The sequence below is a fragment of the Natrarchaeobius chitinivorans genome, assembly GCF_003841505.1.
Classification (GTDB): domain Archaea; phylum Halobacteriota; class Halobacteria; order Halobacteriales; family Natrialbaceae; genus Natrarchaeobius; species Natrarchaeobius chitinivorans.
The window spans coordinates 121,569-137,137 of the sequence record NZ_REGA01000004.1 but is presented as its reverse complement, the minus strand read 5'-3'; the positions used below and the strand labels follow the sequence as shown (position 1 = coordinate 137,137).

Below are 15,569 nucleotides of genomic sequence, written 5' to 3'. Positions count from 1 at the left end.
AGGCGCTTTTCATCAGGCGACGTAAAATATCGATCGTGCTGTCGGTCGAACTCCACGTCCACTCGGAGCTCTCCTACGACGGTCGGGATCCGGTAGATCTCATCCTCGAGCAGGCCGAAGGCGTCGGCCTCGACGCGATTGCGATCACCGACCACGACGAGATCGATGCGAGCCTCGAAGCCGTCGAACGCGCACCGGAGTACGGTCTGGTCGCGATTCCGGGAATGGAGATATCGAGCAAAGCCGGTCACGTGCTGGGCCTGGGCCTCGAGGAGGAGGTGCCACCCGGGCTCTCGTTCGAATCGACGCTCGAGGCGATACACGCCCAAGGCGGGCTGGCGGTGATTCCACACCCGTTCCAGGAGTCGAGACACGGCGTGATGGGACGAATTTCGCGCGAGGAACTCGCGGACGGGGACGCGATCGAGGTGTACAACTCCCGGTTGTTGACCGGGCGGGCGAACCGTCAGGCGAAACGCTTCGCGCAGTCGCGGCAGTTGCCGATGACGGCCGGTAGCGACGCACACATCAGCGAGATGGTCGGACAGGCGGTCACGCGCGTCGACGCCGACGAACGGAGCGCCGACGCGATTCTCGAGGCGATCCGCGAAGGGAAGACGTCGGTCGAGGGCAAGCGAACGCCGTGGCACATCAGCGTCCGCCAGGCCGCCGGCGGCGTCAAACGACGGTTCAGAAACGGCGTCGTGGGGCTGTTTCGATGACCGTCCACGGGGCCGGGCCGGCGGTGATTCGAACGGCGATCGCACAGGCTGACCCGCTCCCCGGAACGCTGGGGTTCGCGGGCGAGGTCGACGGACGGCTCGTTCGGGACGTTCTCGGACGGGAGCCGCTGTTCGTCGAGAGCGCCCGATCACCGGCGGAATCGCCGCCATCGGATCCACTGTCGGCAGAGTCGACGCCGAGGGACCCACTGTCGGCAGAGTCGACGCCGAAGGACTCACTGCCGTCGTGGGCGTTCGACCCGACGAAACTCGAGGAGCCCGTCCCATTCCCCGCAGGGGCAGTCCTCGAGGAAAGCGAGATCGACCGGCTCCTCGAGGGAGACGTCGCCGTCGAAACGAGGTGGTCGCTCCCCGACCCGGACCCCCTGCCGGAACGGGACGCACTCGAGCGTCTCGACGATTCGATTCGGACGGCTATCGACGCGGTTCGCTCGACGGACCGGGAGATCGCCGTCGCCTTCTCGGGCGGCGTCGACTCGGCGCTCGTCGCGGAACTGCTCGACGCGCCGCTTTTCGTCGTCGGCTTTCCGGACAGCCACGACGTCGACGCCGCCCGGACTGCGGCGGCCGCGATGGATCGCGACCTCACCGTGATCGACCTCGAGCCCGCTGACCTCGAGCGAGCCGTCCCGGCAGTCGCGCGGGCGACCGGGCGGACGAACGCGATGGACGTCCAGATCGCCCTGCCGCTGTATCTGGTCGGCGAACGCGTCGCGAGGGAAGGGTTCGACGCGCTCGCGGTCGGGCAGGGCGCGGACGAACTGTTCGGCGGCTACGAGAAGGTCGTTCGCCTCGACCACCGCGTCGAGGCGGAGACGACCCGCGGTGCCGTCCGCGAACAGATTCGAAGCCTGCCCGATCAGCTTCCGCGCGACGTCCTCGCGGTTCGGGCAACCGGCCTCGAGCCCGTCGCCCCGCTTCTCCACGACGCGGTGGTCGACGCGGCGCTTCGGTTGCCGGACGACCTGCTTGCTGACGAGGAGACGCGAAAGCGGGGATTCCGGCGAGTTGCGGCGAGGTATCTTCCCGATGACGTCGCCAGCCGGGACAAGAAGGCGGTCCAGTACGGGAGCCTCGTCGCTCGCGAACTCGACCGACTCGCCCGGCAGGCGGGGTACAAACGCCGGATGGACGACCACGTCTCGAAGTACGTCGCGTCGTTGCTCGAGGACGCGGCCGAGGGGTAAAATAGTCGCCCGACGAGTGAAACCGGTAGCGACGGTGTTTGGGGACGGTAGCGACGGTGTTTGGGGACGGTAGCGACGCCGGTTCAAAACGGCGACGACCGACGGTTCAGGACGGCAGCGGGCACAGACTGGCGGTAAAGATCACCGTCTCGTCGGTCTCGTTTCTCGCGCCGTGCTCGACGCCCCGTTCGTGGAGGACGACGCCGGGTGCCTCGACCCGTTCGCTCTCGTTGCCCTGCAGAACCGTCACCGTCCCCTCGAGGACGTGGAAGACGTTCGTGCTGTCGCCGTGTTCGTGGGCCGGCAGTTCGGCGTCTGGACCGAGCGCGAACGCTTTCACGAGGACGTCGTCGGTGACGACCAGTTCCGTGCTCTCGGTTTCGCCAGCCGCGGGGTCGAGCGATTCGAGTGCGTCGGCGTACCTGTCGAGTGTCATGGGTCAGTGATTCGGCGACGGGAACAATAATCGCACCGCTTCTGACGGGGTGGGGGTTACGAACCGAACAGCCCTCACGGACCGAACCACTCGAGGGGCTGACGAGATTGAGACCGGTCGATCCGCGAGGTCGGTCGGAAGGCGTTGAGACGTCAGTCCTCGAGTTCGGTCGGGAGCGCGTCGTCGGGCGTATCGGAGGTGTTCTCGTCGACGGTGCGACGGTTGATCTCGCCGACGCGGTTGGAGATTTCGGCGACGAGGTCCTCGATGGGGTCCTGGACGTCGCTCTCGTCGTTTTTGACGATCGCACCCTCGCTGCCGTCCGCGCCGAAGTCCGGGTGGATCGGAATCCGTCCGAGCAGCGGGACGTCGTACTTGCCGACGATTCCATCCGCGCCTTCGGTACCGAACAGGCCGTGTTCGTCGCCACAGCTCGGGCAGATGAACGAGCTCATGTTCTCGACGACGCCCAAGACGGGCGTGTTGTGCTTGTTGAACATCTGGATCCCCTTGCTGGTGTCGTCGAGGGCCATCTCCTGGGGCGTCGTGACGACGACCGATCCCGTGACCGGCATCGACTGCAGCAGGTTCAACGTGGCGTCGCCGGTTCCCGGCGGCAGGTCGACGATGAGGTAGTCGAGGCGGCCCCACTCGACTCCCTCGAGGAACTTCAGCATGAACTTGTTGACCATCGGACCGCGGAGGATCGCGGGATCGTCTTCTTCTTCCATCATGAAGCCCATGCTGATGACGCGAACGCCGTCGGAACGTGGCGGCACGATGTCCTCGTTGGGCGTGACGCCGGGCTCGCTTTCGATCGGGAGAATTCGGGGAACGTTGGGGCCGTGGATGTCGGCGTCGAGGATGCCGACCATCGCGCCGCGTTTCTCGAGGCCGGCGGCCAGGTTGGCGGCGACGGTCGTCTTGCCGACGCCACCTTTCCCCGAGGCGACGGCGATCACGTTTCGTACCCGCGGGAGGACCTCGTCGTCGAATCCGTGTTCCGGGCCGGTGTGTGCGCGCAGGTCAGCCTCGAGGCCGGCGTCGTCACAGACCTCGCGAATCCGGTTGCCGATCTCCATCTCGGAGGGTGCATACGGCGTGTTGAACGCGAGTGAGATTCGGGCGGTCTCGTCGTCGATGGTGACGTCGTTGACGAGTCCGAGCGAAACGATGTCCTCGCCGATGTCCGGGTCCTCGATCCCCTCGAGTTCGATCTTGAGTTCGTGTTCTGTAATACTCATGCGTCAGTAATCCTGTTCGAATGGACGGCGTCGAACGGCATACGTGTGATGGTTCGAGACGCTAGTCGATCTCGTCTGGCGGTTTCGCGGACCTGGAGCGGTCGGCGGGAGTCATACGGATTGCTGTAACGGTTTCCCGATGCAACCACAGGACGGGTCGCGGTTTCATCGGAAATGACGTACAGTAAACCGTATCACAGTCCGGGCGAGCCGATGGGTTCGGGCAGCCGACCGAAGAAGATGAGGCCGACGATCAGCGTCATGATGAACATCCCGATCCACATCTGGGCCGTGATTCCGACGAGGTAACCGACGCCCAACAACCCGGTTTTCGTATCCCGAGGGGTGCCGACGAACCACGCGACGACCATGACGTAGATCGGAAGGAGAACGACGCCGAAGATGAGCCAGCTCCCGGTGTTCGGAAACCCGGTCACTCCCTCGGTGGCTTCGTAGCCGTGATACAGGATGTATGCGAGCGTGGACGTCGAAATCATTCGTCTACGTTCGTGACACCTCCGAGGAGGGTGGTGATACTGCCTGCACTCGCAGGGCACCGACACGACTCTTCGAACGGTAGACTCCAACGAATCGGACGAAAAAGCGGATCGGGAAACTCGATCGATCGGGTTACGGCGGTCCGACGGATCCAAGCGGTTCGGGAAGGCCGCCGTAGAAGACGACGCCGATGATCATCGTCAGGATGAACATCCCGATCCACATCTGGGCCGTGATCCCGACGAGGTAGCCGACGCCCATCAGGCCGGTCTTGGAGTCTCGCGGTTCGCCGACGAACCACGCGATTACCATGACGTAGACCGGTACCAGGATGACACCGAAGATGAGGTAGGTGCCGATGTTCGGGAAGCCGGTCAACCCTTCGGTTCCCTCGTAGCCGTGATAGAGGATCCACGAGAACGCACTCGCGAGCGTCGCGGGGGCGATCATGCTTCCACCTCCGGTTCGCCAGCGGATTCACTCGCGGACTCGTGTTCGCCGTGGTCGTGATCGCCACGCAGGTGTTCGACCGCGTGGAGTTCGACGACCGGAACCAGCTTCGAGATGACGAGGAAGAACAACACCACCATCCCGATGGTTCCGACCAGCGAGAGGAGCTCGATCGCGCTCGGGAAGTAATCACCCGGCGTCGCCTCGTAGATGCTGAACGTCGGGTACCAGAAGCCCGAGAGGACGAAGTAGGTCTTCTCGACGAGCGTCGCGATCAGGACGAGCACGCCGGCGACGATCGCCCGTTTCTTGCTAAACAGCGATGGGCGAAGTACCGTCGCGAAGATGAACCCGAGAACGCCGACGACCATCAGCATCGGAACGACATACATCGGGTGCGAGAACTTCGAGTCGGTCGCAGTCGCGTGGTCGACGGTCGGTGCGAAGCTCCCTGCGGTGAGCTGCTGAAGCTGGAGCCAGAGGAACAGCAGACAGAAGAATCCGAGCCACAACAAGAGGCCGCGGAAGATGTCGTCGGTGATGATGTGATCCCAGTCGTAGGCGCGACGGAAGGCGTAGGAAACCAGAATAACGCCGCTGATCGCCGACGTCAGTGCGATCGTCAGGAACTGCGGACCCTGGATCGCACCGAACCAACTCGGGTAGTTCGGCAGGACGGCGAACAGCCACGGAATCACACCGCCGTGGAGCAACAGCGGGGCCATGATGATGATCGCGAGGGCGAGCCACCAGACCATCCGCTCGATGATCTCGTCTTCTTTCTCCGTGTATCCGAGGGTCAACCCGTCGTAGATCTTTCCGTAGAGGTCCGGAAGCTGTACGCTTCCGAGTTGAGGGGCATACGATGGGAGCTGATCGCGCAGTCGCGAGACGTCGTAGCGAAGCGTCAGCCCGAGGTAGGTCGCCGTCAACACGAAGTAGGCCGTGATGACGGTGACGTCCCACACCAGTGGCGAGTTGTTCACCGTGATGTGGTAGTGGCCGATGACGCTCGTGACCATCCGGTCTGGACGGCCCATGTGAACGAGAATGTAAAAGCCGGCGGCCGAGAGGCCAGCCAGCGTCAACATCTCCGCGAGACGCGCGACCGGCATGTACCGCTCCATGCCGAGCAGGCGGACGGCCGCCGAGAGGATGATCCCGCCGTGGGCGATTCCGACCCACCAGATGAACGCGCCGATGTACAGCCCCCACGTCACGCCGCCACCGCTCCCCCAGTCGGAGAGGCCGGTGACGACCAGACCCTGGCTGAGCTGGTACATCCACCCAACCAGAAACGCACCGAGGGCGAGCGCACAGACGCCGAACAGGGCGAAGTACTTCTTGCTGAACCCTTCGGTCGGTCGGAGGATGTCCTCCTCCGTCGGCATCTTGGTGCTCATAGCGACACCCCTGGGTCACCGACGGTTCCTTCGTCGAGGATCTCTTTCCGGTTGTCCGTCTGGCCGACGTCCTCGTAGGAGATCCAACTTTCTACCTGCTCGGCGTTCGGTCCGGGGTTCTGTCCGATGTACGTGATGTTCGGATTCGTTCCGATGTCCTCGAGCAGCTTGAACTTCGAGCCGGCAATGCCGGCGTACTGACGGAGTCGAAGGTTGGCGTCGTCTTCGCTGCCGTCACCGAGTTGCAACTCGGCGAGTACGTCCTCGCTTTCGAGATCGACGTACTGTTCGAGCGCCTCGAGGGATTCGAGGACCGCCTGTTCTTGCTCGAGGATGGTGTCGTTCGTCTCCTCGGCCGGCTCTTCCCCGCCGCTGACGATCTCGATCGCCTTCATGATGCTGACGAGTTCCTGATCGAGGTCGTCGTCTTCGTCCTCATCGAACGCCTCGAGTGCGGACTCGAGGTCGTCGTCTTCGCTGAGAAGGTTGTCGATCGCATCCGGCGACGGGATGTTGCGGACGATGTCGATAATTGCTCGGCTCTTGCTCGGATACTCGCCGTGCTGGTACGCGTCGCTGCGTTCGTCGTTGACGTCGCCAAACTGGATCGCGTCCGGTGGACAGGCGTCCTCGCAGGCCGTCGTTCCGACGCGGTCGTCGCCCATCAGGCCGTCCTGTCGAGTCGGACAGAACGTACACTTGCTCATGACGCCGCGAGGTGCGCGACTGTCGACCCATCGACCGCGCTCGTCGGTCATGTGATCGCCTTCTTCGCCGGGTTCGACACCCATCTGATCGGCGATTTCCGCTTCGGTGGCTTCCTGGGGCTCTTCCCACTGGAAGTAGTTGACGCCGTACGGACAGGCGACCTGACAGTACCGACAGCCGATACAGACGTCGTAATCCGTCAGGACGAGACCGTCCTTGTCACGAGTGTGGCGGGCCGTCGTCGGACAGACCTTCTCACAGGGCGCGTCCGTACAGTGTTGACACGGTCGGACGAGAAAATTGAAATCGTCGTTACCGCCTCGCACGTCAGGTGTCGGATTGCCGCCGGCGGTGGTGTCGTCCTCGAACGCGAGGACGTACATCCAGTTGACACCCTGGTCGGTCTGGTTCTCTTGTTGACACGCAGTCACACAAGTTAGACACCCGTCACACCGCTCGAGGTCGATCGTCATCCCCCACTGGGTGCCGTCTTGCTCGTCGACTTGCTGCTGTGTGTCGGCGACTGCCGCTTCGGGTTCGCCGTCGTCGACGGTTCCCCACGCACCGAGACCGACGGCCGCCGCGCCGGCGCCCATCTTCTTCATCGCGCCGCGACGGCTATCCTCGCCGTCGCCCTCGAACTTCGAGAGCATCCGGGAGAACGTGCCTTCCTCTGCGGCTTTCATCTCTTCGTAGGCTTCTTCCGTCGGTCGGTTGTCCTCGCCGAATTCTTCCATCACGTCGTCGTGATACATCTCGTGGAATTCGGCTTCGGACAGTTCGCCTTTGGTGACGCGCATCGCGTCTTTAGCCATCTCCATACCGAGGTCGCTATCGTACTCGGTATCGTCGAGCATGGTCTCGAGTTCGTCTTCCCACTCCCCGCCGAGTGGATGGAACGATTCGTCGTCCGCGCTCATCCGCTTAGAACACCTCCTGACATGCCGTCTTTCTCACAGAGTGGATACTCAGCGACAGGTACTTGAATACGTTCATTTGCGATTCACTACACCCGACTCACGACTAGACGCGGTTGAAGTATCGACCCGATTTCCACGCCGTGAGAATGGACGGTAACATGTTCGAGTATACAAGTAGGCAGTCGGCCTGAATGGCGATCAGTACGCCGCGAGCTGTTCCTCGAGCGGCTCGTCTTCGTCGAGTCCCGGAAGATCCTCGACGAAGCGCTTGACGATCGCCTCTTCGGCGCGGTGAAGCGTCTCGCTGCAGGTCGATTTCGCGATATCGAGGTGATCGGCGAGTTCGGTCAGCGAACTCCGACGTGGCGTGTCGTAGTACCCCTCCTCGACGGCGGCGACGACGACCTCGAGCTGGCGTTCCGAGAGGAGCTGACTCTCGTGTAGTCGCTCGCTCACGTTTTCGATGCGATACTGAAGTCCGAAGAACTCGAGCTGTTCGGCGAGTTCGGCGAGCCGTTCGCGGGAGCCGGTGACGTCGACTGTCGCCTCGCCGTCCTGGATCTCGACGGGGAGTTCGATCGGCATTCCGGACTCTCGAGAGGAGAACAACAGCAGGGGAGCCGTCGTCTCGAAGTGGATCGTCGCCTCGTTGTCGCTCCACTGGATGAGAGAGAGTTCAGTGATCTGTGGGTGGTCGTTGACGTCGTCGACCACGTCGGGAACGTCCGGACCGGTGATTCTGACGAGTGCGAATCCCGACTCGGAGCCGGGGACCGCGGCCAGCACCTGAAACGTGGCCTCGGGGTACGCCACCGACACCTGCTGGATCCAGACCTGTTCGGGCATCGTCACGGAGAGAGTCGCCTGGGCCATTTGATACGAACTCCTTCTAACCGTACGTATAAACCCGTGACCACGAATATATTCGCCCGGTTCCTACGCCGTGGGAATTCCTCTCTCGAAGCGGGACGGGTTCGCCCTCGAGGCGGGATGGTTTCGCTCTCGAGGTGGAACGGCCGAACTGATTCGGCCCAACATCCAATCGGCGATGGCCCGAAGAGAGCGATGATGGCAACCGACATCGCCGACCAGACGCTCGACGTCAGGAAAATCGACGGCCCGCCATTCGACGACATCGTCTCCGCGCTCGAGGACCTCGAGACCGACGAACGGCTGCGGCTGATCGCACCGTTCGAACCGGCGCCGCTGTACGAGGTGCTCGATGCGCGCGGGTTCAGCCACGAGGCCGAAAACCGGGACGGCGTCTGGTACGTCCACATCGTACACGACGAGGGATCTGCATCGGTCTGACTGCGGGACGTACCGACCCAATATTCGAAATCTGTACCGCCGACCGGCGAACATATTCGTACCAACACCGATCCCGCTTCGCCGTCCACTCAGACTCGCATGACACGACTCGACGTTCGAGACATTCCACCGGTGAACCGCCATCCGACCATCCACGAAACGTTCGAGGACCTCGAGCCCGGCGAGACGCTGACGATCGTCAACGATCACGAGCCCAAACCACTGTTCTACGAGTTTCAGGCCGAAGTCGAGAGCTTCGACGCCGACGGCTACGAGGTCGAACGCGTCGCACCCGAGGAGTTCGTCGCGCGGTTCCCGAAAGTCGAAGCCTAGGTGGCGTTTCGGTTCCTGAGTGAGCGAGTTCGGGGACGAACACGTCCGGCAGGAGAGATAGGGTGGCGGAGGTCGACCGAATACGTATGCAGTATACAGCCGTCGTCGACCGAACGGATGCGCCGCCGGATCGACCACGAACGACGCTCGACGTCCGCTCGCTCGGCCCGCCGGAACCGCTCAAACGAACGCTCGAGCAACTCGTCGATCTCCCCGACGAGGCGGTGTTGCTCCAGCGAAACGACCGCGTCCCCCAGTTCCTCTTTCCGAAACTCGATGACCGAGGGTACACGTACGAGAGCCTCGAGCTGGACGACGAAGTCGTCACCGCGATCTGGCGGCCCTAACCTACTGCCGACCATTTTCGGACTGCGCCTCGGCTGGTGGGGAATGGCCCCTTCAGCGGCGAAACGAGTCTACCATCAGTTCCGTGGTTCGCTCGGGTCGTTCGTGAAGGACCCAGTGGCTCGCCTCCGGCAGGAACTCGAGTCGACCGTTCGGACAGAAGTCGTAGCTGTCGATCGCCAGTTCCGGGACGAGCGCGACGTCGTCTCGCCCCCAGACGACGAGCGTCGGGACGTCGACGTCCGTACGCGGTGGCTTCGGGGGATAGCGCGCGCTCGCACGATACCAGGCGAGCATTCCGCTCAGCACACCCTCCTGACGCCAGGCCTGCCGATATCGCTTTATGTCCTCGTCGGTGAACGTGTCCGGGGCCGAGGTTTCCCGCAGTACCTGCTCGAGCAGGCGATATTCGTCGTACCGACAGGCCCACTCCGGAACCGCGGGCAACTGGAAGAAGAAGGCGTACCAGCTCCGACGGAGCTGTTCCGGGTTCGAGAGGAGTTGCCGGCGAAACGCCACCGGATGGGGTGCGTTGACGATGCCGAGGGTATCGATGGCTGACGGGTGATGAAGTGCGAGTGACCACGCGACCATACCGCCCCAATCGTGGCCGACGACGTGGGCGGAGTCGCGACCCTCGGTTCCGATGAGCTCGACGACGTCCGTCGCCAACGTTCGCTGTCGGTATTCGCGGACCGGACCGGGCTTCTCGCTCAGGTTGTACCCGCGCTGGTCGGGGACGAGCACTCGATAGCCGGCGTCGACGAGGGGGTCGATCTGGTGACGCCAGGTGTACCAGAATCCGGGGAATCCGTGAAGCAATACGACGAGCGGGGCGCTCTCGTCCCCTGCCACGACGGCGTGTAACTCGACGCCGTTGACCGTCCGCCTGATCGACTCTGCGTCCGGACACAGCGATGCATCGGTCTCCGGCGGCGACGATTCCGTTCTCATGCGGTCGTATTCCGTTCGTTTTTCTGCGGACACATCAGTACCGCCCCTGCAGGCTGAGTACCCTCCCAAGCGTCGACCGATGAGCGAAATCGGATCACACCGCGTGATTTCGCTCATCAGTGCAGGCTTGGGACGCCACTGAGTACCTCACCGCGCCGGTCACTTCCTCGGCTGGACACACCGGCTCGTTCCGAATTGGGTTCGATCAGGGATCCCCCGAAAGCGTGACGATCTCGCAACCTGGACGAACATGTTCGGCTGAGTTCCCTCCCCGTAAGAATTGTCGATGGAGGTGTACATATGGGCAGTATTTGTAGAGTTGAGGGGAAATACAATGCAACCTAACGCAGTAAATCGACGTTCATTCATTCAGGCGGCAGGTGCAACCGGTGCGGTCGCGATCGCAGGCTGTCTTTCGGACGGCACGGCCGAGAACGACCCGGTCCCGGAATCGACCGAGGCAGAACAGGGCCTCCCAGACGCGGCAGCGGTCGACGTCGACCACGTAGCGGCGGATCCGACGGCAATCCCGCCCCCGGTCGACTGGGACGAACCCCGGACCCACGAGATTACGCTCGAGTCGATCGAAGTGACGGCCGAGGTCGAACCGGGTGTGACGCTGGATTTCATGACCTACGAGGGTCAGATCCCCGGACCGATGATTCGGGTCCGCGAGGGTGACACGATCGACCTCACCTTCGAAGTGCCCGACGATCACAACCGCGACGCTCACAACGTCGACTTCCACGCGGTGTACGGACCAGGCGGCGGCGCCGAAGCGACGACGCTCGCACCGGGTGACGAACCGGCACGACTCCGGTTCAAGACGACGTATCCCGGCATCCACATCTACCACTGTGCGGTCCCGAACATGGACCAGCACATCAGCCTGGGGATGTTCGGCGCGATCCTCGTCGAGCCGAAAGAGGGACTCCCGGAAGTCGACCGAGAGTTCTACTTCGGCCAGCACGAGGTCTACACCGACGGCGACACCGGCGAAGAGGGACACCACACCTTCGCCTTCGACGACGCCGCGGACGAGGACCCGACGTACGTCCTCATGAACGGCGAAGCCTACGGCTTCAGTGACGCCGGCCAGCACGGCCCCGTCCACGCCGAAGTCGGAGAGACCGTCCGGGTATACTTCGCCAACGGTGGCCCGAACCTCACCAGCGCGCTCCACCCGATCGGCAACGTCTGGTCGCGGTTCTACCGCGACGGCGACCTGCTCTCGGACCCCGGGCGAAACGTCGAGACCGCACCCATCGCACCGGGGACCGTCGTCGCCGGCGAGATGGAACTCCCCGTTCCGGGCCCGATCAAGATCGTCGACCACGCGCTCTCCCGGGTCGCTCGCAAAGGGATGCTCGCCGTCATCGACGTCGAAGGCGAGCCCAACCCCGATATCTACGACGACGACCTGTAGTCGGGCGCGACGACCGTCACCGCTCTTTCTCTCCACCCGTTCGCGTCGGGACAGAAGATACTTGTCCGAATCGATACGACGAACCGATATGTCCCCGACGCGACGGCGGCTCCTCCAGTCGACCGTTCCCGCCGCTTTGGCCTCGCCGGCTGTGCGCAATCCGATACCACGACGGATCCGAACGGCGACGATTCGGCCGACGGACGGTCCCGCGGCACCGAGTACGATCCCGACGTCAGCAAACCACGGACCCTCGAGGACGGCCCGGTGCTCGTCGAGTCCGACGGCGATGCCGACGGAGTCGGCCAGTCCGGAACCGGGATTCGGCGAGGGCTCGTAACGAGTCGATCCCAGGCCGCTGATCTCGTATTCGCCGACGGCGTCCCGCAAGCGGACGTCGAATCGACGCGCGAGTTTTTCGACGAGACAGCGTTCGACGAGGAAACGATCTACGTCACACACGTCGGCGTCGAATCCTGCTCGCAGTACCGAATCCACTCGGTCACGTGGGAGCCCAACCGAGTCGAGTACGAGTACTGCCGCGAATTGCGTCCGCCCGAGGACGACTGCACTGCCGACGCCCGCGAACAGGTAGCGCTGTGTATCCGAATTCCCGAACCGCTCGAGATGACCGTCAGAGGCGCGGGCTCGAGCGGCCGGTCCCCGTGTCGAGAGACGGATACGGAGTACGAGACGATCGAACCGGAGGAGCCGGACGGCCGAGTGGAGGGTGAGGACGAATGAGCCGACGGTGTACCAGGCGCCGCGTGCTGGCAACGGCCGGTACCGTTGTGGGAACGTTCGCACTCGCGGGCTGTGTGAACAACGAAAGCCGATACTGGGACTCGCCCCCGTCGTTCGACGACGACGGCCTCGAGTCGGTGACCGACCGGACGGTTCCCGATCGACCGACGGTGATCCCCGTCGCCATTGCGGACGACCGACGCCGGGCGATCGGCGGTCGAGTCGACGAGCTTCTCGAACCGATTCCTGAACCGCTCACGGTAGATACGCTGCCGAACGGGGCGATACGCGAGGAGATCACGAGCGAGCGCGAAGCCGCCCGCAGTTGCGTCGGTCAGATGGAAGATACGACGACGACCCTGGATACCGCGACGGTAGCCGCCGACGCCCGCGAACACGCCGGCAGGGCGGCCGGTGTCTGGGCGGCCGTGAGCACGGCCCACTCTCTCGAGGATGTGACGCTGTCCGAGAGCGAGGTTTCGTCCGAGATGTCCCAGCTGGCAGACGACCTTCCCGGCGACGCGGCGAGCCCGCTCGAGGGAAGCGTCGTCTACGGCCCGATCGAGTCCTGGCTCGACACCGCGCGTCGGAGCACGCTCGTCGGCCGGTCGTCGATCGGGAACCGGGCGAACCCGGTTCGAGAGGGGTCAGCGGTCGGGGACGTCGAACGCATCCGTGCGGAGATCGAGGTCGGCGAACACCTCCGGGATCGGTACGTCGAGCACCTCGAGCGACCACGAGCGATCGAGGGGGACCTCGAGACCGCCCTCGAGGAATTCGCGCCCCACGTTCGTGATCGCTTCCTCGAGTTTCACGGCGAGGAGGACGTCGAGCGCCCCTGGATGGCACCCTCGCTCGACGACGTACTCGGAAGCGACCGCCCACGGGACCACCCCGGCGTCAGGCTCTTCTCGACCGAGATGTACGACCTGTTCGACGAGATCAGGTTCGAACCTATCGCCTGGCCGGAGATGACGGTCGATCACCCGGCACACAGGCTCCGGACGACCCACTGGGCGCTCGCGGGGCTCGAGACCCTCGAGCGAATCGGGGAGCGCGTCGACGACGGCGACGAACTGTTCCCTGGAGACGCCGACGAGCTCCGAAGAAATCGCAACGCGGCGATCGACGCCGTCGACGACCTTCTCGGATCGGGGGCACCGCTCGAGCGCTGGTCGGCCCGACGGCTCGTCGACCGGTTCGGCGATCCCGACGAACTGGTCGCGTCGGGCGTCGACGCCGATCCTCGAGAGATCGCCGACGCTAACGGTTCCTACGTCTGGATCGCGACGATGGCCGACACGGCGACCGAGGCGTCGTCGCTCGTCGAATCGTTGCTCCCGTAAGTCAGACGGCAAACGTCACGTCCAGACGCGAAGACAGTCGTTCGAACAGAAGTGGAGATCGATCGGTTCGTCGGGGCCCCCGTCGACGTACGTTCGGAGCGTGTACGCGATCGCCGCGTCGGACTCGCAGTTGTCACACGTCGCGTCGACGGACGGTTCGTCGCGGTTTGCCCTCGCATCGGCGGTCGGTTCGTCGCGGTCCGTCGCCGTGGCGACGGGCGGTTCGTCGTCCGCCTCGACGGTGGTATCGGCGTACATATCGATCGAAGGCACCTGCTACCCCCTTGAGTATGCCCCGATTAGCGGGAGTGTCCGCTGGTAAAGACAGTACTAATTCCGATCAATATCAGATTGAGGAAGTGAAACGAGTTCGATCGTGTCCCCACAGGGGACGGACCGTCCCTGCTGAATCGGCTTCGCTGGACCCTGCTGAATCGACTTCTCTGACTCCCTGCTGAATCGGCTTCGCTGGACCCTGCTGAATCGACTACGCCGGCGCGCTACCTTCGGCCTCGAGCAGTTCGTGATACCGGTTGCGGATGGTAACCTCGGAGATGCTGGCGACCTCGCTGACCTCGTTCTGGGTGACCTTCTCGTTGGTCAGCAACGCGGCGGCGTAGACGGCCGCTGCGGCGAGACCGACGGGCGACTTGCCGCTGTGGATCCCGTCGTCTTTCGCCGTCTTGAGCAGCCGCCGAGCACGGCGCTCGGTCTCCTCGGAGAGATCGAGATCGCTCGCAAACCGCGGGACGTAGCTCTCGGGGTCGGCCGGCTGGACCTCGAGGCCGAGTTCGCGGACCACGTAGCGGTACGTTCTGGCGATTTCGTCTTTCTCGACGCGGCTGACGGCCGAGATTTCGTCGAGGCTGCGCGGGGTGCCGGCCTGACGAGCGGACGCGTACAGCGACGACGTGGCGACGCCTTCGATCGACCGGCCGGGCAGCAGGTCCTCCTCGAGGGCGCGTCGGTAGATGACGCTGGCGGTCTCGCGGACGTTCTCGGGGAGGCCGAGCGCGCTGGCCATGCGGTCGATCTCGCCCAGTGCCTGTTTCAGGTTGCGTTCCTTGCTATCACGCGTGCGGAATCGCTCGTTCCAGGTGCGAAGCCGCTGCATCTTCTGGCGCTGGCGGCTCGAGAGGGACTTGCCGTAGGCGTCTTTGTCCTGCCAGCCGATGTTGGTCGACAGCCCCTGGTCGTGCATCATGTTCGTCGTCGGGGCACCGACGCGGCTCTTCTCGTCCTTTTCGGCGGCGTCGAACGCGCGCCACTCGGGACCGCGGTCGATCTCGCCCTCTTCGACGACGAGTCCACACTCGCTGCAGACGGTCTCGGCGTGTTCGGCGTCGCTGACCAGTCGCCCTTCACACTCTGGACATCGCTCTCGTTCTCCCGTTTCCTCGGCGGACTCCTCTCGCTCGGTCTGGCGGCGCTCGTCGCCGTGCGTTTTGATCGTGGAGTCGGTCATTGTGTTGGAACAGATGGAAACCCAGTGAAAACTGTTCTCGCGTAAGGAGAATATAA

General features: G+C 63.8%; 18 protein-coding genes. 8 read left to right on the top strand and 10 right to left on the bottom strand.

The window, feature by feature from the left end:
* The first annotated feature begins 35 nt into the window (after positions 1 to 35).
* Positions 36 to 722 (top strand): PHP domain-containing protein, encoded by a 687-nt coding sequence (locus tag EA473_RS06660; protein ID WP_124195049.1) that lies wholly within the window; start codon positions 36 to 38, stop codon positions 720 to 722.
* Positions 719 to 1,930, top strand: coding sequence for an asparagine synthase C-terminal domain-containing protein (locus EA473_RS06655; protein WP_124194886.1), 1,212 nt, complete (start codon positions 719 to 721; stop codon positions 1,928 to 1,930). The genes EA473_RS06660 and EA473_RS06655 overlap by 4 nt, the downstream gene beginning before the upstream one ends.
* 106 nt (positions 1,931 to 2,036) lie before the next feature.
* On the opposite strand, the gene EA473_RS06650 is transcribed toward EA473_RS06655, so the two are convergent.
* The 7 genes from EA473_RS06650 to EA473_RS06620 form a co-directional block, all read right to left on the bottom strand.
* Positions 2,037 to 2,366 (bottom strand): cupin domain-containing protein, encoded by a 330-nt coding sequence (locus EA473_RS06650; RefSeq protein ID WP_124194885.1) that lies wholly within the window; start codon positions 2,364 to 2,366, stop codon positions 2,037 to 2,039.
* 152 nt (positions 2,367 to 2,518) lie between these two features.
* A complete protein-coding gene (locus EA473_RS06645) occupies positions 2,519 to 3,610 on the bottom strand; it encodes an Mrp/NBP35 family ATP-binding protein (RefSeq protein ID WP_124194884.1) in 1,092 nt (363 codons plus the stop codon).
* 194 nt (positions 3,611 to 3,804) lie between these two features.
* Positions 3,805 to 4,107: a hypothetical protein gene (locus EA473_RS06640; protein WP_124194883.1), complete on the bottom strand. Its 303-nt coding sequence runs from the start codon at positions 4,105 to 4,107 to the stop codon at positions 3,805 to 3,807.
* Between the two features lie 133 nt (positions 4,108 to 4,240).
* Entirely contained in the window at positions 4,241 to 4,558 is a 318-nt protein-coding gene (locus EA473_RS06635) for a hypothetical protein (RefSeq protein WP_124194882.1), read from the bottom strand.
* Positions 4,555 to 5,961 carry an NrfD/PsrC family molybdoenzyme membrane anchor subunit gene (gene nrfD, locus EA473_RS06630; RefSeq protein WP_124194881.1) on the bottom strand — a complete coding sequence of 469 codons (1,407 nt, stop codon included), beginning with the start codon at positions 5,959 to 5,961 and terminating at the stop codon, positions 4,555 to 4,557. The genes EA473_RS06635 and nrfD overlap by 4 nt, the downstream gene beginning before the upstream one ends.
* A complete protein-coding gene (locus EA473_RS06625; protein ID WP_124194880.1) occupies positions 5,958 to 7,589 on the bottom strand; it encodes a 4Fe-4S ferredoxin N-terminal domain-containing protein in 1,632 nt (543 codons plus the stop codon). The genes nrfD and EA473_RS06625 overlap by 4 nt, the downstream gene beginning before the upstream one ends.
* A gap of 198 nt (positions 7,590 to 7,787) precedes the next feature.
* Positions 7,788 to 8,462, bottom strand: a complete 675-nt coding sequence (locus EA473_RS06620) for a helix-turn-helix domain-containing protein (protein ID WP_124194879.1) — start codon at positions 8,460 to 8,462, stop codon at positions 7,788 to 7,790.
* 195 nt (positions 8,463 to 8,657) lie between these two features.
* Between EA473_RS06620 and EA473_RS06615 the strand changes: the two genes are divergently transcribed.
* The 3 genes from EA473_RS06615 (at position 8,658) to EA473_RS06605 (ending at position 9,580) form a co-directional block, all read left to right on the top strand.
* Positions 8,658 to 8,900, top strand: coding sequence for a DUF2249 domain-containing protein (locus EA473_RS06615; protein WP_124194878.1), 243 nt, complete (start codon positions 8,658 to 8,660; stop codon positions 8,898 to 8,900).
* Between the two features lie 99 nt (positions 8,901 to 8,999).
* Positions 9,000 to 9,233 carry a DUF2249 domain-containing protein gene (locus EA473_RS06610; RefSeq protein ID WP_124194877.1) on the top strand — a complete coding sequence of 78 codons (234 nt, stop codon included), beginning with the start codon at positions 9,000 to 9,002 and terminating at the stop codon, positions 9,231 to 9,233.
* Positions 9,234 to 9,319: 86 nt separating this feature from the next.
* Complete coding sequence (locus EA473_RS06605; protein ID WP_124194876.1) at positions 9,320 to 9,580, top strand: DUF2249 domain-containing protein; 261 nt, start codon at positions 9,320 to 9,322, stop codon at positions 9,578 to 9,580.
* Positions 9,581 to 9,632: 52 nt separating this feature from the next.
* Here EA473_RS06605 and EA473_RS06600 read toward each other — a convergent pair whose 3' ends face one another.
* Positions 9,633 to 10,532, bottom strand: coding sequence for an alpha/beta fold hydrolase (locus EA473_RS06600; RefSeq protein ID WP_124194875.1), 900 nt, complete (start codon positions 10,530 to 10,532; stop codon positions 9,633 to 9,635).
* Positions 10,533 to 10,866: 334 nt separating this feature from the next.
* Here EA473_RS06600 and nirK point away from each other — a divergent pair, with 334 nt between their 5' ends.
* The 3 genes from nirK to EA473_RS06585 all read left to right on the top strand — a co-directional run bounded on the left by nirK (position 10,867) and on the right by EA473_RS06585 (position 14,048).
* Positions 10,867 to 11,958, top strand: coding sequence for a copper-containing nitrite reductase (gene nirK / locus EA473_RS06595; RefSeq protein WP_124194874.1), 1,092 nt, complete (start codon positions 10,867 to 10,869; stop codon positions 11,956 to 11,958).
* A gap of 267 nt (positions 11,959 to 12,225) precedes the next feature.
* Complete coding sequence (locus EA473_RS06590) at positions 12,226 to 12,702, top strand: hypothetical protein (RefSeq protein ID WP_207890150.1); 477 nt, start codon at positions 12,226 to 12,228, stop codon at positions 12,700 to 12,702.
* The gene (locus EA473_RS06585) at positions 12,699 to 14,048 is read left to right on the top strand and encodes a hypothetical protein (RefSeq protein ID WP_124194873.1); all 1,350 of its coding nucleotides are present in this window, start codon (positions 12,699 to 12,701) and stop codon (positions 14,046 to 14,048) included. Before EA473_RS06590 ends, EA473_RS06585 begins: the two co-directional genes overlap by 4 nt.
* 15 nt (positions 14,049 to 14,063) lie before the next feature.
* On the opposite strand, the gene EA473_RS06580 is transcribed toward EA473_RS06585, so the two are convergent.
* Positions 14,064 to 14,306: a hypothetical protein gene (locus EA473_RS06580; RefSeq protein WP_124194872.1), complete on the bottom strand. Its 243-nt coding sequence runs from the start codon at positions 14,304 to 14,306 to the stop codon at positions 14,064 to 14,066.
* Between the two features lie 229 nt (positions 14,307 to 14,535).
* Positions 14,536 to 15,513, bottom strand: a complete 978-nt coding sequence (locus EA473_RS06575; RefSeq protein ID WP_124194871.1) for a transcription initiation factor IIB — start codon at positions 15,511 to 15,513, stop codon at positions 14,536 to 14,538.
* Positions 15,514 to 15,569 lie beyond the last annotated feature (56 nt).

What these genes read in the sequence shown, in the direction of transcription:
- EA473_RS06655 (WP_124194886.1), top strand. Translation starts at nt 719, where the DNA reads ATGACCGTCCACGGGGCCGGGCCGGCGGTGATTCGAACGGCGATCGCA.
- EA473_RS06650 (WP_124194885.1), bottom strand. Translation starts at nt 2,366, where the DNA reads ATGACACTCGACAGGTACGCCGACGCACTCGAATCGCTCGACCCCGCG.
- EA473_RS06645 (WP_124194884.1), bottom strand. Translation starts at nt 3,610, where the DNA reads ATGAGTATTACAGAACACGAACTCAAGATCGAACTCGAGGGGATCGAG.
- EA473_RS06640 (WP_124194883.1), bottom strand. Translation starts at nt 4,107, where the DNA reads ATGATTTCGACGTCCACGCTCGCATACATCCTGTATCACGGCTACGAA.
- EA473_RS06635 (WP_124194882.1), bottom strand. Translation starts at nt 4,558, where the DNA reads ATGATCGCCCCCGCGACGCTCGCGAGTGCGTTCTCGTGGATCCTCTAT.
- nrfD (WP_124194881.1), bottom strand. Translation starts at nt 5,961, where the DNA reads ATGAGCACCAAGATGCCGACGGAGGAGGACATCCTCCGACCGACCGAA.
- EA473_RS06625 (WP_124194880.1), bottom strand. Translation starts at nt 7,589, where the DNA reads ATGAGCGCGGACGACGAATCGTTCCATCCACTCGGCGGGGAGTGGGAA.
- EA473_RS06620 (WP_124194879.1), bottom strand. Translation starts at nt 8,462, where the DNA reads ATGGCCCAGGCGACTCTCTCCGTGACGATGCCCGAACAGGTCTGGATC.
- EA473_RS06615 (WP_124194878.1), top strand. Translation starts at nt 8,658, where the DNA reads ATGGCAACCGACATCGCCGACCAGACGCTCGACGTCAGGAAAATCGAC.
- EA473_RS06610 (WP_124194877.1), top strand. Translation starts at nt 9,000, where the DNA reads ATGACACGACTCGACGTTCGAGACATTCCACCGGTGAACCGCCATCCG.
- EA473_RS06605 (WP_124194876.1), top strand. Translation starts at nt 9,320, where the DNA reads ATGCAGTATACAGCCGTCGTCGACCGAACGGATGCGCCGCCGGATCGA.
- EA473_RS06600 (WP_124194875.1), bottom strand. Translation starts at nt 10,532, where the DNA reads ATGAGAACGGAATCGTCGCCGCCGGAGACCGATGCATCGCTGTGTCCG.
- nirK (WP_124194874.1), top strand. Translation starts at nt 10,867, where the DNA reads ATGCAACCTAACGCAGTAAATCGACGTTCATTCATTCAGGCGGCAGGT.
- EA473_RS06585 (WP_124194873.1), top strand. Translation starts at nt 12,699, where the DNA reads ATGAGCCGACGGTGTACCAGGCGCCGCGTGCTGGCAACGGCCGGTACC.
- EA473_RS06580 (WP_124194872.1), bottom strand. Translation starts at nt 14,306, where the DNA reads ATGTACGCCGATACCACCGTCGAGGCGGACGACGAACCGCCCGTCGCC.
- EA473_RS06575 (WP_124194871.1), bottom strand. Translation starts at nt 15,513, where the DNA reads ATGACCGACTCCACGATCAAAACGCACGGCGACGAGCGCCGCCAGACC.